At 74.6% G+C, this 14964-nt stretch carries 12 protein-coding genes; 3 read left to right on the top strand and 9 right to left on the bottom strand.

The features are described 5' to 3' along the window. Window positions 1-185: 185 nt before the first annotated feature. The 9 genes from ACH4LD_RS29260 to rimP form a co-directional block, all read right to left on the bottom strand. A complete protein-coding gene (locus tag ACH4LD_RS29260; RefSeq protein ID WP_398057089.1) occupies window positions 186-1136 on the bottom strand; it encodes a bifunctional riboflavin kinase/FAD synthetase in 951 nt (316 codons plus the stop codon). A gap of 130 nt (window positions 1137-1266) precedes the next feature. Beyond that, window positions 1267-5133 (bottom strand): trypsin-like peptidase domain-containing protein, encoded by a 3867-nt coding sequence (locus tag ACH4LD_RS29255; RefSeq protein WP_398057090.1) that lies wholly within the window; start codon window positions 5131-5133, stop codon window positions 1267-1269. Window positions 5134-5507: 374 nt separating this feature from the next. Beyond that, the gene (gene truB / locus ACH4LD_RS29250; RefSeq protein WP_398057091.1) at window positions 5508-6413 is read right to left on the bottom strand and encodes a tRNA pseudouridine(55) synthase TruB; all 906 of its coding nucleotides are present in this window, start codon (window positions 6411-6413) and stop codon (window positions 5508-5510) included. After that, a complete protein-coding gene (gene rbfA / locus ACH4LD_RS29245) occupies window positions 6410-6868 on the bottom strand; it encodes a 30S ribosome-binding factor RbfA (protein ID WP_014675351.1) in 459 nt (152 codons plus the stop codon). The genes truB and rbfA overlap by 4 nt, the downstream gene beginning before the upstream one ends. 40 nt (window positions 6869-6908) lie before the next feature. Then, window positions 6909-7202 (bottom strand): DUF503 domain-containing protein, encoded by a 294-nt coding sequence (locus ACH4LD_RS29240; protein ID WP_398057092.1) that lies wholly within the window; start codon window positions 7200-7202, stop codon window positions 6909-6911. Between the two features lie 196 nt (window positions 7203-7398). Continuing rightward, window positions 7399-10464 (bottom strand): translation initiation factor IF-2, encoded by a 3066-nt coding sequence (gene infB, locus ACH4LD_RS29235; protein WP_398057093.1) that lies wholly within the window; start codon window positions 10462-10464, stop codon window positions 7399-7401. Window positions 10465-10609: 145 nt separating this feature from the next. Further along, window positions 10610-10906: a YlxR family protein gene (locus ACH4LD_RS29230; protein ID WP_103811097.1), complete on the bottom strand. Its 297-nt coding sequence runs from the start codon at window positions 10904-10906 to the stop codon at window positions 10610-10612. 123 nt (window positions 10907-11029) lie between these two features. Further along, entirely contained in the window at window positions 11030-12016 is a 987-nt protein-coding gene (nusA, locus tag ACH4LD_RS29225) for a transcription termination factor NusA (protein WP_398057094.1), read from the bottom strand. A 2-nt stretch (window positions 12017-12018) separates the two neighbouring features. Next, entirely contained in the window at window positions 12019-12546 is a 528-nt protein-coding gene (gene rimP / locus ACH4LD_RS29220; protein ID WP_132788766.1) for a ribosome maturation factor RimP, read from the bottom strand. Between the two features lie 227 nt (window positions 12547-12773). Between rimP and ACH4LD_RS29215 the strand changes: the two genes are divergently transcribed. The 3 genes from ACH4LD_RS29215 to ACH4LD_RS29205 all read left to right on the top strand — a co-directional run bounded on the left by ACH4LD_RS29215 (window position 12774) and on the right by ACH4LD_RS29205 (window position 14842). Then, a complete protein-coding gene (locus ACH4LD_RS29215) occupies window positions 12774-13274 on the top strand; it encodes a hypothetical protein (RefSeq protein WP_398057095.1) in 501 nt (166 codons plus the stop codon). Further along, a complete protein-coding gene (locus tag ACH4LD_RS29210) occupies window positions 13271-13771 on the top strand; it encodes a ferritin-like domain-containing protein (RefSeq protein WP_132788768.1) in 501 nt (166 codons plus the stop codon). Before ACH4LD_RS29215 ends, ACH4LD_RS29210 begins: the two co-directional genes overlap by 4 nt. Window positions 13772-13942: 171 nt before the next feature. Then, window positions 13943-14842 carry an aminoglycoside phosphotransferase family protein gene (locus ACH4LD_RS29205; protein WP_398057096.1) on the top strand — a complete coding sequence of 300 codons (900 nt, stop codon included), beginning with the start codon at window positions 13943-13945 and terminating at the stop codon, window positions 14840-14842. The last annotated feature ends 122 nt before the right edge of the window (window positions 14843-14964 follow it).

Here is a 14964-nt window from a genome sequence, read left to right as displayed (position 1 = left end):
TGCACCCCGCCGCCCCGGCTCCGGGTACCGCCCCCCCCCCCCCCCCCGCGGCCCCCCCCCCCCCCCCCCCCCCGGGGGGGCCCCCCCCCCGGGGGGGGGGGGCCCCCCCCCCCCGCCCCCCCTTCTCCCTGTGACGAGCCTCCCTGTGACGAGCCTCGCCGAAACGACTCCCGCCGGGACGGCGGCTACTCCCCCGCCGCCGCCACGATCTCCCGGCACCGCTTCACGTCCTCGGCCATCTGCTCCAGCAGGGCCTCCAGCGACTCGAACTTCGCCTGCCCGCGCACGTACGCGAGGAAATCGACGGCGACGTGCAGGCCGTACAGGTCGAGGCCGACGCGGTCGATCGCGTACGCCTCCACCGTGCGCTCGGTGCCGTCGAACTGCGGGTTCGTGCCGACGGAGATCGCGGCCGGCATGGCCTCGCCCTGGGCGTGCAGATACCCGGCGTACACGCCGTCGGCGGGGATGGCGGTGTGCGGGAGCGTCTCGACGTTGGCCGTCGGGAAGCCCAGTTCCCGGCCGCGCTGGGCGCCGCGGACGACGACGCCCTCCACGCGGTGCGGGCGGCCCAGGATCTCGCGGGCGCCCGCGACATCGCCCTCGGCGACCAGGCGGCGGGTCAGCGTGGAGGAGAACGGCTCGCCGCCGCCCGCCTCACCGCTGACGTACAGGTCGACGACCTCGACCTCGAAGTCGTAGATCTTGCCCTGCTCGATGAGGAACTCGACGTTGCCGGCCGCCTTGTGGCCGAAGCGGAAGTTGGGGCCCTCCACGACCGCCTTGGCGTGCAGCTTGTCGACCAGGACCTTCACCACGAAGTCGGCGGGCGAGAGCTTGGAGAACTCGGTGGTGAAGGGCAGGATGAGGCACGCGTCGACGCCCAGCTCGGCCATGAGTTCGGCACGGCGGTGGTGCGGGGCGAGCAGCGGCGGGTGGCTGCCCGGGCGGACGACCTCGCTGGGGTGCGGGTCGAAGGTGACCACGACGGCCGGTACGCCGAGCTCGCGGGCCCGCTCGACGGCGTGCCGGATGATCAGCTGGTGGCCGCGGTGGACGCCGTCGTAGGAACCGATGGTGACGACGCTGCGCCCCCAGTCCTGGGGGATGTCCTCCAAGCCACGCCAGCGCTGCACTGTGACCGCTCCTCGAACCCTTGTCCGTGTCTACCTTGACCTCGTCGTGCAGGTCTAAGGGTGCCATGCCGGGTGCCCCGGGCCGGCATCGGCATGGGGGCTGTGACGGGGCGCACGTTCCCACCGCGGCTCAGGCCGGTACGCGTACGCCCGCCATGCTCTCGATCATGCGGCGGGTGCTGGGGCCGACCACGGCCGCCCAGTCGTCCGGGGCCTCGGTCAGCCAGCGGGCCATGCGGGCGGCGAAGCCGGGCACGTGCCGGCCGATGTCGACCAGGGCGCGGTCGAACCGGGTGGCGCCCTCGGGCGTGCGGACGAGGAGCAGGCCGGTGCGGTGGACCAGGCCGCGGGCCTCCTCCGCCCGGCCGCCGTGTTCCGTGGCCGCGTGCAGGACGGCGAGCAGGACGGACGGGTCCTCTTCGCGGGCGAGCAGGAACTCCAGCAGCTCGCGGCGGAGCGGGCGGGAGGCGGGGGTGCCGGGGGCGGCGAGGACGGCGGCGAGGGCCGCCCGGAGCGGTTCGGGGCCGCCGTCGAGCAGGCCGGTGACGAGGGGCAGCAGGATCGGGCGGGCGGTGGGGCCCTCTTCGAGGCGGCGCTCGACCTGGCCGGCGACCTGGCCGGCGACGGGTCCGGCGGTCTCCGGGCGCAGCCGCAGCGCCTCCCGGACGATGGCGGCGACCCGGCGGGCCAGGGCCGGGGTGGCGACCCGGGTGAGGCCGCGCAGGACCGCTGCGGTGTCCGGGCCGCCGGCGCCCGGGGCGCACAGGCGGGCGCGGAAGGCCTCCAGGACCGGTTCCGGGTGCGTGGTCAGGGCCGGGACGAGGGCGCCGGGCGGGAACTGCGGGTCGCCGTCCGCGAAGTGGCGCAGGGCCGCGGGCAGGTGCCGGTCCCGTGAGCGCGGGTCACGGACCAGCAGGGCCAGGGCCGCGCCGTGCAGGGTGCGGTCGGCGGGGCGGGCCAGCAGGGTGAGGGCGGCGTAGCGCAGCAGCTCGCGGTCGGCGTCCGAGCGGGCGTGCGGGGCCGCGCGCAGGGCGAAGGCCACGGCCGCGACCCGGCGGGCGGGGCGCTCGTCGTGCGCCCAGCGGTCCACCGCCCGGCAGAGGGCGGACGGCTCCTCCTCGGCGAGGACGGCGAGCAGTTCATCGGCACGCCGGTGCGCACAGGCCCCCAGCACCTCGATGAGATCGTCCAGGGCGCCGTGCCGGTGGGTGTGCAGCAGCGCCTGCGCGGCGGTGGCCACGGTGGCGTGCGGGGTCGCGGGCAGCGGCCGCTCGTCCGCGAACCACTGGGTGAGCAGGGGCTGTACGGCGGTGGGGGCGGCGGTGAGCAGTCCGGCGACGGCGTCCAGGTACCGGTCGCCTGCCGCGGGTGGCGCCGGGTCCGCCAGGACGAGGCGGCGCAGCAGGTCCAGGCGCTCGGTGTCGGGGACGGGCAGGCCGGTCCAGAAAGCGGGGCGGAAGTCGGCCGGTACGGGCCGCCGGTCGCCGTGCCAGGCGACGACACGGTCGGCGAGCAGGCGCAGCACCTCGGTGTACGGCGTCGCGTCCGGGACCTGGAGCAGGGTCCGGGCGAGGAGCCGGGCGGCCCACCAGGAGCCGGTGTCACGGTCCAGGGCGTCGACCAGCTCCCGCAGCCGGAGGGTGAGTTGCCCGGTTCCCTGCTGGCGGGCGAGGAGCAGCAGCGCCTGGACGACCGGGCCGACGCGATGGTGCGGCACCGGGCGGGGCGCGCCCGGCTCGCCGACGCGGTGCACCAGGGCCAGCAGCGCCGCGTCCAGGTCCAGGTGCGTGCCCTGGATCCAGTCGGCCAGTTCCTCGTGGGCGAAGCGGTAGCCGGTACCGGCCGGCACGAGGAGACCCTCGGTCAGCACGGCGGAGGCCCAGCCGGTACCGCCGCCGAGCCTGGCCGGGGCCGGGCCCCAGGGGAACACCGCCTCGAACGACTCCCCGTCCAGCTCCCCCTGCCCCGGCCCGAGGCTGCGCCGGGCGGCCTCGTGCACCTGCCCGGCCACCCGCGCCGCCAGCCGCCGCACGGCCGTGCCGCGCAGACCGCCGGCGGCGGCGAGGCGGACGGCGATGCGCAGGCACATCAGATCGAGGTAGGCGGCGAACACGTCGTGCCGGTCGACGGGCCCGCCGACCGGCGCGTCCGGTGCGGCGGCCCGCACCTCGGACAACAGCCGCAGTACGAGCGGATGCCGCGCGTCCCGCTCACCGAGCGCCCCCTCCGGGATCCCGTACCGCAGCCGGGCCCACCGCGCCTCGTCGGGCGTGAGGTCCCCGATCCGCAGACAGGGCGGGAGGGGGTCCGTGGAGGGGGTGCCGGGGGCTTCCCCGGGGACCGACTCGGCGGGTACGGCGGAAGCCTGTGCCTCAACCGCACACCCAGCCGACGCACACACCGCACCAGCACCGCCCGCCTCCACCGCAGAGTCGGCCTGCGCATGGCCCGGGCCCGGGTCGTGCGTCGGGGTCCCGGTTCCAGCTTGTCCTTCCCGCGGCTCGGCGCCCTTCGCCGGGAGCCCGTGGCCAGACGGCGTTCGCCCCTGCTCGCTCGGGTCGCCCGGCAGGTGGAGGACGTCGGGTGGGAAGGCCCGGCCGGTGTGTTCCCAGTGTTCCTCCCGGCAGGCCACCACCAGGCGGGTTCCCGTCCCGGTCAGCCAGGTGGCCGTGCCCTGGGCCCAGGTGGGCAGGCGGTCGGCGAGGGCGGGAGGCATCTCCTCGGGGCGGTCCAGGAGGAGCAGCAGCGGGCGGCCGGCCCGGGCGGCGAGGCGGGCCACGCGTTCGGGCGTGGTGTCGCCGAGGTCTTCGGGGCGTCCGGAGCGGGACGCGGCGATGATCCGGGCGGCACGCGCCAAGGTGCGGCGGGCCACGTCGGCCACCGAGTCGTCGGTGCCCCTGAGATCGGCACCGCGCAGCCACAGCGTGGGAGCCGGCCCCTCACCCCGGGCACGGCGGGCGGCGAGCGTCGCGAGTTCCGTCGTACGACCGCTGCCCGGCGCGCCGACGAGGCCGAGCACGGACCGGTCACCGACGGTGAAGGCCGCCAACTCCCGGCCGACGCCGGGGCGTTCGACCGGTTCGACGGCGCCCGGGGGGAGGTCCTGCCCGGCCGAGATCATGGTCAGCCGGAGGATGCCGGCGAGGTTGAGGTCGGCGCCGTACGCGGGCACGGTGGCCGCGTTGCGGGCGAGCAGGTCGGCGAGGGCGCCGTCGGCGGGCCGCAGCGGCACCGCGAAGCCCGCGTCGCGCTGGGCGCTGTGCAGGGCGGTGCCGAGGACGCCGACGACCGCGCCGGTGCGCACGTCGAGCACCGGTCCGCCGGCCGCGCCGCCGCCCAGCCGGAGCGCGTCCCGGCCGGCCGTGCCGATGGCCAGCTCCAGGGCGTCGTCCAGCAGGTGGAAGCGGTCCGTGGCGGTGTACGTCACCTGCGTGGCGGCCAGCACCCGTGCCTCGCGCCAGCAGCCGGCGGCGACCTGGACGTAGGTGCCGGCGTCGATCCGCTCCCGCACGGTCAGCGGCAGCGGCTCCACGCCGAGACCCTCCGTGCGCACCAGCGCGAGGTCGAGACCAGGCAGTGCCGTGACCGCGTCGGGGCCGACCACGCAGGTGCGGTCGCCGCCGGCGTGCAGCACCAGCCGGGGCAGGCCGTCGACGGCCTCGTGGCTGGTGAGCAGGGTGCCCTCGTGATCGGCGAGGAAGCCGAGTCCGCGCGGGCGGCCGGCCAGGTCCCGGATGCGTACGAGGGCGGCGTCGAGGCGGCCGGTTCCGGCGCCTGCGCCCGTGTCGTCGGCCGGGGTGGTGGCCGGGGCGCGGTCTTCCGGACCCGCGCCCGGCCCACCGCCGGCGCACTCCTCGTACGCGCGCGCTCCGGACGGCCGTTCCCCGTGCGCGCCGCCCCCGCCCGCGCGCTCCCCCTCGGCGCGCCCCTCGAACGGCGGCTCTGCGCACTCGTGCCCCCGGCGCCCGCTTCCGCCTCGCGGGCCCCGTTCCGTCATGGTCGTACCTCCCCGCCCGTCCCCGTGCCCTGGTTCCGACGGTAGGCGCGGGATGATCGGCGGGACAGATCGCGTGATGAACGCGCCCCCTTCCGCTCCCCCGGTTCACTCCGAGCGCCTGCCCGGACGGGTGAATAGGCGGAAGTTGCTGGATAACCCTAGGGGTGGGGGAACCGAGGGGGGACCGTGGAGCGGCGGCAGGACCGACCCCGTGTGGCCGCCGGCCGCCGCTCCACGGCAGACAGCCGCTCCCGGGCGGAGAGCCACGGCGGACAGCCACTCCACAGCGGACGCCGATCCATGCGGGCCCGATATCAGGGCCGACGGCTCATGCCTCGGATCTGAACGCCTCCGCGCCCCCGCGCCCCCGCGCCTCAGCCGAACACGGCGAGGCTCTTCGCCTTGCCCCGGTGTTCCTCGACCAGCGCGAGGAAACGGCCCTCGGTGTCGAACACGGCGACGGGACCGGCTCCCGCGTACTCGTCGGGGATCTCCAGCCGGACGCCGTTGAGCAGCAGCCGGGCCCGCTTGGCGTCGACCTCCCAGCGCGGGAACGCGGCGGTGGCGGCCTCGGCGATCGGCATCACGGTCAGCTCCTGCTGGAGCTGGTCCAGCGTCTTCGCCGCGTCCAGCTTGTACGGGCCGACGCGGGTGCGGCGCAGCGCGGTGAGGTGGCCGCCGACGCCCAGGTCGGCGCCCAGGTCGCGGGCGAGCGCACGGATGTAGGTGCCGGAGGAGCAGACCACCGACACCACCAGGTCGAGCACGGGCGTGCCGTCCTCGGCGACCGCGTCCCGGACGTCGTACACCGCGAAGGAGGAGATGGTCACCGGCCGGGCGGGGATCTCGAAGTCCTCGCCCTCACGGGCCCGCTTGTACGACCGTACGCCGTCGATCTTGATGGCGCTGACCTTGGACGGCACCTGCATGATGTCGCCGGTCAGCTTGGCGATGCCCGCGTCGATGGCGTCCCGGGTCACCTTGGAGGCGTCGGTCGACGAGGTGATCTCACCCTCGGCGTCGTCGGTGAGGGTGTTCTGGCCCAGGCGGACCGTGCCCAGGTACTCCTTCTCGGTGAGCGCCAGGTGCCCGAGGAGCTTGGTGGCGCGCTCGACCCCGAGGACCAGGACGCCGGTCGCCATCGGGTCGAGGGTGCCGGCGTGGCCGACGCGGCGGGTCCTGGCGATCCCGCGCATCTTGGCGACCACGTCGTGCGAAGTGAAGCCCGACGGCTTGTCGACGATGACGAGGCCGTCGGGCGTGGTGTGCTTCTGGGTCATTCGGTGGCGTCGCCGTCCGTGTCGCTGTCGTCGTCCGCCGGCTTGCGGTACGGGTCGGCGCCGCCGGCGTACGTGGCGCCCGTGGCCGCCTCGCGCACCTTCTCGTCGGACTGCCGGGCCTTGTCGAGGAGGTCCTCGATGGTCCGGGCGGTGTCCGGCAGGGCGTCCGCCACGAAGGTCAGGGTGGGCGTGAACTTCACCCCGGCCGCGCGGCCCACCTCGGAGCGCAGGATGCCCTTGGCGCTCTCCAGGCCGGCGGCCGCCGCCTTCCGCTCCTCCTCGTCGCCGTAGACCGTGTAGAAGACGGTCGCCTCCCGGAGGTCACCCGTGACCCGGGTGTCCGTGATGGTGACGTGTGAGCCGAGCCGCGGGTCCTTGATCCCGCGCTGCAGCTTCTGGGCCACCACCTCCCGGATGAGGTCCGCCAGCCTTTTAGCCCGCGCGTTGTCGGCCACTGGTCCGTCTCCCGTTCTTTCTCTTGCTTGCGTTTCGTGGTCAGTCGTCGTCGCCGTGGAAGCGCCGTCGCACGGACAGCAGCTCCACCTCGGGGCGGCCGGCGACCAGCCGCTCGCACCGGTCCAGTACGTCGGTGAGGTGCGCGGCGTCGCCGGAGACCGCGGCGAGGCCGATGATCGCCCGCCGGTGGAGGTTCATGTGGTCCACCTCGGCCGCGCTCACGGCGTACTTCCGCTGGAGTTCGGCGACGATCGGGCGGACGACGGAGCGCTTCTCCTTCAGCGAGTGGACGTCGCCGAGGAGGAAGTCGAAGGACAGAGTCCCCACGTACATGTGTGCAACCGGTTCACCCGCCGGTACGGGATCGATGGCCCCGGGTCCGTGTGGCCGGGGACATCAAGAACCGTACCGCGTGCCCGCCGGTGGCTCGACAGGGTTTCGGTGCGGTCGGCCGGAGCGGCACCCGGGCGGAAAACGGCGCGCTGGCCGACGGGACCGCAGTCCCGCCGGCCAGCACGAACCACAGGCGTTACGCCCGCGGCTTCTCCCGCATCTCGTACGTCGCGATGACGTCGTCGACCTTGATGTCGTTGAAGTTCCCGAGGTTGATACCACCCTCGTAGCCTTCGCGGATCTCGGTGACGTCGTCCTTGAAGCGACGCAGGCCCTCGATGGTGAGGTTCTCCGCGACCACCTTGCCGTCCCGGATGAGGCGGGCCTTGGTGTTGCGGCGCACCTCGCCGGAGCGGATGAGGACACCGGCGATGTTGCCCAGCTTGGACGACTTGAAGACCTCGCGGATCTCCGCCGTACCCAGCTCGACCTCTTCGTACTCCGGCTTGAGCATGCCCTTGAGGGCCGCCTCGATCTCCTCGATCGCCTGGTAGATGACCGAGTAGTACCGGACGTCCACGCCCTCGCGCTCGGCCATCTGCGCCGCGCGGCCGGCCGCGCGGACGTTGAAGCCGATCACGATGGCGTCCGAGCCCATCGCCAGGTCGATGTCGGACTCCGTGACCGCACCGACGCCGCGGTGCAGGACGCGGATGTCGACCTCTTCGCCGACGTCCAGCTGGAGCAGCGAGGACTCCAGGGCCTCGACCGAACCAGAAGCGTCACCCTTGATGATCAGGTTCAGCTGCTGGACCTCGCCGGCCTTGAGCACCTTGTCCAGGTCCTCCAGGGACACGCGGCGCGTGCGCTTCGCGAAGGCCGCGTTGCGCTCACGGGCGGCGCGCTTCTCGGCGATCTGACGGGCCGTACGGTCCTCGTCGACCACCAGGAAGTTGTCACCCGCACCCGGGACGTTGGTCAGGCCCAGGACCTGGACCGGCGTCGACGGGCCGGCCTCGGCGACGTTGTTGCCGTTGTCGTCGAGCATGGCGCGCACACGACCGTAGGCGTCGCCCACGACCATCGTGTCGCCGACCCGCAGCGTGCCTCGCTGGACGAGGACCGTCGCCACGGCACCACGGCCGCGGTCGAGACGGGACTCGATCGAGATGCCCTGCGCGTCCTGGTTCGGGTTGGCCCGCAGGTCGAGCGAGGCGTCGGCCGTGAGGATCACGGCCTCCAGCAGCGAGTCGATGTGCAGACCCTGCTTGGCGGAGATGTCGACGAACATGGTGTCGCCGCCGTACTCCTCGGCCACCAGGCCGTACTCGGTCAGCTGACCGCGCACCTTGGTCGGGTCCGCGCCCTCGACGTCGATCTTGTTGACCGCGACGACGATCGGCACGTCGGCCGCCTTGGCGTGGTTGAGCGCCTCGACCGTCTGCGGCATGACGCCGTCGTTGGCCGCGACGACCAGGATCGCGATGTCGGTCGACTTCGCACCACGGGCACGCATGGCGGTGAACGCCTCGTGACCCGGGGTGTCGATGAAGGTGATCTTGCGCTCTTCGTCGTTGACCTCGGTCGCGACCTGGTAGGCACCGATGTGCTGGGTGATGCCGCCGGCCTCGCCCGCGATGACGTTCGTCTTGCGGATGGCGTCGAGCAGTCGCGTCTTACCGTGGTCGACGTGACCCATGACGGTCACGACCGGCGGACGGACCACCAGGTCCTCGTCGGAGCCCTCGTCCTCGCCGAACTCGATGTCGAAGGACTCAAGCAGCTCGCGGTCCTCCTCCTCCGGGCTGACGATCTGAACCGTGTAGTTCATCTCGTCGGCGAGGAGCTGGAGGGTCTCGTCGGAGACGGACTGGGTCGCGGTGACCATCTCGCCGAGGTTCATCATGACCGCGACGAGGGACGCCGGGTTGGCGTTGATCTTCTCCGCGAAGTCGGTGAGCGACGCGCCGCGGGAGAGACGGATGGTCTCGCCGTTGCCGCGCGGCAGCATCACGCCGCCGACGCTCGGGGCCTGCATGGCCTCGTACTCCTGGCGACGCTGCCGCTTCGACTTGCGGCCACGACGCGCCGGACCGCCGGGACGGCCGAAGGCGCCCTGCGTGCCACCGCGGCCACCGGGACCGCCGGGACGGCCGCCGAAGCCGGGACGGCCACCGCCGCCACCGCCGGGACCGCCGCCGAAGCCGCCGCCACCACCGGGACGGCCGGCGAAACCGCCACCACCGCCCGGACGGGCACCGCCGCCGCCACCGGGACGGCCGGCGAAGCCGCCGCCACCGGGACGACCGCCGCCGCCACCGGGACGGCCGGCACCGGCCGGGCCGCGACCGCCGCCAGGGCCGGGACGCGGGCCGGCAGCGGGACGCTGCGGCATCATGCCGGGGTTCGGACGCGGACCGGCCGGGCCGGGACGCGGACCGCCCTGCGGCCGGGGCATGCCGGCCGGCGACGGACGGGGACCGCCCGGAGCCTGCGGACGCGGACCGCCGCCCTGGGCGCCGGGCGCCTGCGGACGCGGACCGGCGCCGGGGGCACCGCCGGGGCCGGGACGCGGGCCGCCCTGCGGGCGCGGGGCCTGCGGACGGGCCATACCGGCGTTGCCGCCGGAGGTGAAGGGGTTGTTGCCCGGGCGCGGACCGGCCGGACGGGCACCGGGACGCGCGGCCTGGCCACCGGGGCGGCCACCGCCCTGACCCGGACGGGCACCCTGGCCCTGGCCGGGGGCCGGACGGGCGCCACCGGGCTTCGGGGCGCCGGGACGGGCGCCGGGACGCGGACCCTGGGCGGCCGGAGCCTGCGGGGTCTGCGCGGCCGGGGCCGGCGGAGCGGTGAACTCCGGGGCGGCCGGGGCCGGACGCGGCGCGGGCTTGGGACCCGGCACCGGGCGCGGGCCCGGGGCCTGGGCGGGCGCCGAGGGGGCCGACGGGGCGGCCGGCTGCTGGGCAGCGGGCGCCGTCGGAGGCTTGGGGGCCGCCGGCCTCGGGGCCGGGGCAGCCGGACGTGCCGCCTGCGCCGGAGAGGGCGCGGCGGGCCTGGGGGCGGCCTTGCGCGGGGCGGGCTTGCCGGCGGACTTGCCGTTGCCACCGCCCTGGAAGGCGTCGGTCAGCTTGCGTACAACCGGCGCTTCGATGGTCGAAGACGCCGAACGGACGAATTCACCGAGTTCCTGGAGCTTGGCCATGACGACCTTGCTCTCGACACCGAACTCCTTGGCGAGTTCGTAGACCCGGACCTTAGCCACTTCGCTCCTTTGAGGTCCGGGTTGAAGCCGGACCGTCGCTAGTTCATGGGCGTACTCATCGCGTACTCATCGAGTGCTCATCGCAATCTCGACCTGCTTTCGACTCGCGAGGTACCAGACCGAACGGGGTTCCGTGCGGCTTGTCTTACGGCGTTGCCTGCTCGGCAACTGTTGTCTGCTCGACGTATCGGCGCAACGCCTTTGTGTCGAGCGGTCCCGGGACGCGCAGTGCCCGCGGGAACGCCCGGCGGCGTACCGCCTGGTCGAGACAGACCAGGGCGGGGTGTACATAGGCACCCCGGCCGGGCAGCGTACCGCGAGGATCGGGGACGCAGGCGTCCTCGATCTCCACGATCCGCAGGAGATCGTTCTTGGCCGCCCGCTCCCGGCACCCCACACAGGTGCGTTCAGGGCATGCTCGGGCGTGCGTCCGGCCAGACACAGTTAAGTCTACCTCCCCGTACCGACCTCACCCCTTCGGGGCAAGAATCGAACGGCTGTTGTCGTGATCTCAGCGCCGGACGGCTTGGATCTATTCCCCCGGCGCCCCGATCTGCTCCCCGGTCTACTCCCCGGCCTGCTCGGTGTCGGGCCGGATGTCGATCCGCCAGCCGGTCAGGCGGGCCGCCAGGCGGGCGTTCTGCCCCTCCTTGCCGATCGCCAGCGACAGCTGGTAGTCCGGCACGGTCACCCGGGCGGACCGGGAGGCCATGTCGACGACCTCCACCTTGCTCACCCGAGCGGGTGACAGGGCGTTCGCGACCATCTCCGCCGGGTCGTCCGACCAGTCGACGATGTCGATCTTCTCGCCGTTCAGTTCGCCCATCACGTTGCGCACCCGGCCGCCCATGGGGCCGATGCAGGCGCCCTTGGCGTTCAGGCCCGAACGGGTGGACCGTACGGCGATCTTGGTGCGGTGACCGGCCTCACGGGCGATCGCGGCGATCTCCACCGAACCGTCGGCGATCTCCGGCACCTCCAGGGCGAAGAGCTTCTTCACCAGGTTCGGGTGCGTACGGGAGAGGGTGACGGACGGCCCGCGCACGCCCTTGGCCACCCGGACGACGTACGACCTCAGACGCATGCCGTGCGGGTAGGTCTCCCCGGGCACCTGCTCCTGCACCGGCAGGATGGCCTCCAGCTTGCCGATGTCCACGAGCACGTTCTTCGGGTCGCGGCCCTGCTGGACCACACCGGTGACGATGTCGCCCTCGCGGCCGGCGTACTCGCCGAGCGTCGCGTCGTCCTCGGCGTCGCGCAGCCGCTGCAGGATGACCTGCTTGGCGGTGGTGGCGGCGATGCGGCCGAAGCCGGACGGGGTGTCGTCGAACTCGCGGGGCTCCTGCCCCTCGGCGAGGTCCTCGGGGTCCTCCTTCGCCCACACGGTCACATGCCCGGTCTCCCGGTTGAGCTCCACGCGCGCGTGTCGGCGGCTTCCCTCGGTGCGGTGGTAGGCGATGAGGAGGGCCGACTCGATCGCCTCGACCAGCAGGTCGAAGGAGATCTCCTTCTCCCGAACCAAGCCCCGCAGGGCGCTCATGTCGATGTCCACGGCTACGCCTCCTCCTCTTCCTTCATGTCCTTCTCGCCGGCCGGGCCGGCGCTGTCCTTGCGGTTGAACTCGACCTGCACGCGCGCCTTGGCGATCTCCGGGAAGCCGAGCCTGCGGGCGGTGGCCTTGCGGCCCTTCACGCCGGGCACCTCGACGTCGATCCCCTCGTCGTCGACCTTCAGGATCCGCGCGACCAGCTCGCCGCCCTCCGTGAGCTGGAACTTCACGAGCCGGTCGGTGGCGCGCACGAAGTGCCGGTGCTCGGTGAGGAGGCGCTCCGCGCCGGGGGTTCCGACCTCCAGGTCGTACGCGGCGTCACCCATCGCGTTCGTCTCGTCCAGCTTCGCCGAGAGCGCGCGGCTCACATCGGCGATGGCGTCCAGGTCCGCCCCGGTGTCGGAGTCGACGACCACGCGCAGCACCCGCTTGCGTCCGACGGAGTCCACGGCGATCTCTTCGAGATCCAGCCCCTGGGAGGTGACAAGCGGTTCCAGCAGCTCTCGCAGCCTCTCGCTCTGGGTGGTGCTCATCCGGGTGACTCCTCGGCCGCGTGTGCTGTTGTGGGATGGGTCGCGTGTCTGATCAAAGGGTACTGCCTCCGACGGGGGCCGGTTCGCACCAGAGGCCCGGGGTGCCGCCGTGCACGGGCCGGCCGTCGAGCCGGTGACGCGAGGCGGAGTGACTCGCGGGTACCGTGATCAACGGCGGGCCGGCGTTCCCGCCCGTGTGTTCGTACGAGCCCCCGAGGACGTCAGCCGTGCCCTACCCCCCGCCCTCGCGCGTGCCCTCGGCGCCGCGCAGAAGAACCCTGCTCGCCTCGGCCGCCGGCGGCGCCCTGCTGATGGGCTGCTCGGCCGGGCCGGAGTCCGGCGACGACGGTCCGTCGGCCACGCAGCGGGCACGCGCGCGTGCGGCGCGGGACAGCCGGGTGCTGCTGGCACGGTACGACGCCGTGCTCGCCGCGCATCCCGGGCTGGCGGAGCGGCTGCGCCCGCTGCGGGCCCAGGTCGCGGCGCACGCGGCGGCCTTCACGGACCGTACGGCGCCCACGCCTTCCGCCACGGCCACCGCCTCCGCCGCTCCCGTCCCGGCGCGCGAGAAGGACGCCGTCGCCGGGCTGGCCGCCGCCGAGCGCGCCCTCGCCGACCAGCGGGCCAAGGACCTGCTGGAGGCGCCGGGCGAGCTGGCGAGGCTGCTGGCGTCGGTCGCGGCGGCCGGGGCCGCGCACGCGTACCTGCTGACGGAGGGGGCCAGGTGAGCGACGGGACCGAGCAGGCCGGGAAGGCCGAGCTGAGCGCACTTCAGGCCGCGCTGGCGGCGGAGCACGCGGCCGTGTACGGGTACGGCGTCGTGGGCGGACGGATCGGCGAGCGGCGCCGGACGGAGGCGCGGTCGGCGTACGACGCCCACCGCGCGCGCCGGGACGCGCTGGTGCGCGCCGTGCGTGACCTGGGCGGCGCGCCGGTCGCCGCGAGCGCCGCGTACGCGCTGCCGTTCCCGGTCGAGGACGGGGCGGCCGCGCTGCGGCTGGCCGCACGGCTGGAGGAGCGGCTGGCCGGGGTGTACGCGGACCTGGTGCGGGCCACGAGCGGCGCCCGGCGGACCGACGCGGCCGGGGCGCTGCGGGAAGCCGCGGTGCGGGCGGTGCGCTGGAGCGGGGGGAGCGTAGCCTTCCCTGGTCTGGCCGAGCGGTCCGGCGAACGGGCGGGCGCGGCCGGCACGGCACCGTCGCCGTCCGGGTCGCCGGCGCGTTGACCGCCGGCGGGGCCGCCCGGGGTCGTTCCCCGGGCAGCCCGTGACGGCGCGAGGGCGGAACGGCAGGACGGCAGGACGGCAGGCAGGCACCGGTCACGATCGGGAACAGGATCAGGACGGGAGACTCGGGCGGGGTCCCGGCAGCACAGAGACGAAGGGAACGACTCGCGCATGGCTTTCGAACCGCCGCAGCGCCTGGTGCGGGCGCTCGGTGAGACGGCACCGGCCGGGGACGACTGGCTGGCGCGGCTGCCCGCGGCGGCCGAGCGGGCCGTCGCCCGGCGCGAGTTGACCGTCGAGCGGGTGCAGGTGCCGGGCGGGCGCAGCAGTCTGGTGGTGCTGGTGCGCCGGGCGGACGGCACCCCCGCCGTGCTGAAGCTGGCGCCGCCCCGGGCCCGCCCGGAGAGCGAGCGGGCGGCGCTGGCGCACTGGGGCGGGCTGGGCGCCGTACAGCTGCTGGAGGCCGAGGCGGAGGACGGGGCGCTGCTGCTGGAGCGGCTGCACCCGGACGTGTCCGTGCGGTCGTTGCCGGAGGCGAAGGCGCTGCTGGAGGCCGCGGGGACGCTGCGCAGGCTGTGGGTGGCGCCGCCGGCCGGGCACGTCTTCGAGACCGTCGCCGAGCGGACCGGGCGGCAGGCGGTGGCGATGCGGGCGGGCGCCGGAACCGATCCGGAGGCGGCCCCGCTGGTGGAGGCGGCCCTCGCCGCCCGTGCGGAGCTGCTGGCCGCGCCGCCCGAGCAGTTGCTGCTGCACGGCACGTTCCGGCAGAGCAAGGTGCTCTCCGGGGAGCGGATGCCCTGGCTGGCGGTGGGCCCGGACCCGGTGGTCGGCGAGAGCGCCTTCGACCTGGCGCGGCTGGTGCGGGACCGGGTGGAGGATCTGATCGCGGCGTCGTCCGGGCCGTCCACCACCCGGCGCCGGATCAAGCGGCTCGCCGAGTCCCTGGAGGTCGACCAGGAACGGCTGCGGGGCTGGACGCTGTTCCGGGCGGTGGAGTCCGGGGTGCGGGCGCGCCGGGTGGGCCGCGAGAAGGACGCGGAACTCCTGCTGGAGTTCGCGAGCTGGCTCTAGGCGCACGCGGCCATCTCGCGAGAGGCGCGCGTGGCCACACCGCCACCCGGCCCCAGATGAGGGTGGCCGGGTGGCCCCTTCACGAACCCGGCCCCAAGTCAGCCCGGCCAGTGCGCGGGCCG

Source organism: Streptomyces sp. NPDC017676, assembly GCF_044329325.1.
In the GTDB taxonomy this organism is placed as follows: domain Bacteria; phylum Actinomycetota; class Actinomycetes; order Streptomycetales; family Streptomycetaceae; genus Streptomyces.
Note: the sequence above shows the minus strand (reverse complement) of the source record. Positions and strands in the feature narration are given on the sequence as shown.

Excerpts from the sequence above, each read along its gene's own strand:
- ACH4LD_RS29240 (WP_398057092.1), bottom strand. The coding sequence starts at position 7,202 with ATGTACGTGGGGACTCTGTCCTTCGACTTCCTCCTCGGCGACGTCCAC.
- truB (WP_398057091.1), bottom strand. The coding sequence starts at position 6,413 with ATGACCCAGAAGCACACCACGCCCGACGGCCTCGTCATCGTCGACAAG.
- ACH4LD_RS29205 (WP_398057096.1), top strand. The coding sequence starts at position 13,943 with ATGGCTTTCGAACCGCCGCAGCGCCTGGTGCGGGCGCTCGGTGAGACG.
- ACH4LD_RS29255 (WP_398057090.1), bottom strand. The coding sequence starts at position 5,133 with ATGACGGAACGGGGCCCGCGAGGCGGAAGCGGGCGCCGGGGGCACGAG.
- rimP (WP_132788766.1), bottom strand. The coding sequence starts at position 12,546 with ATGAGCACCACCCAGAGCGAGAGGCTGCGAGAGCTGCTGGAACCGCTT.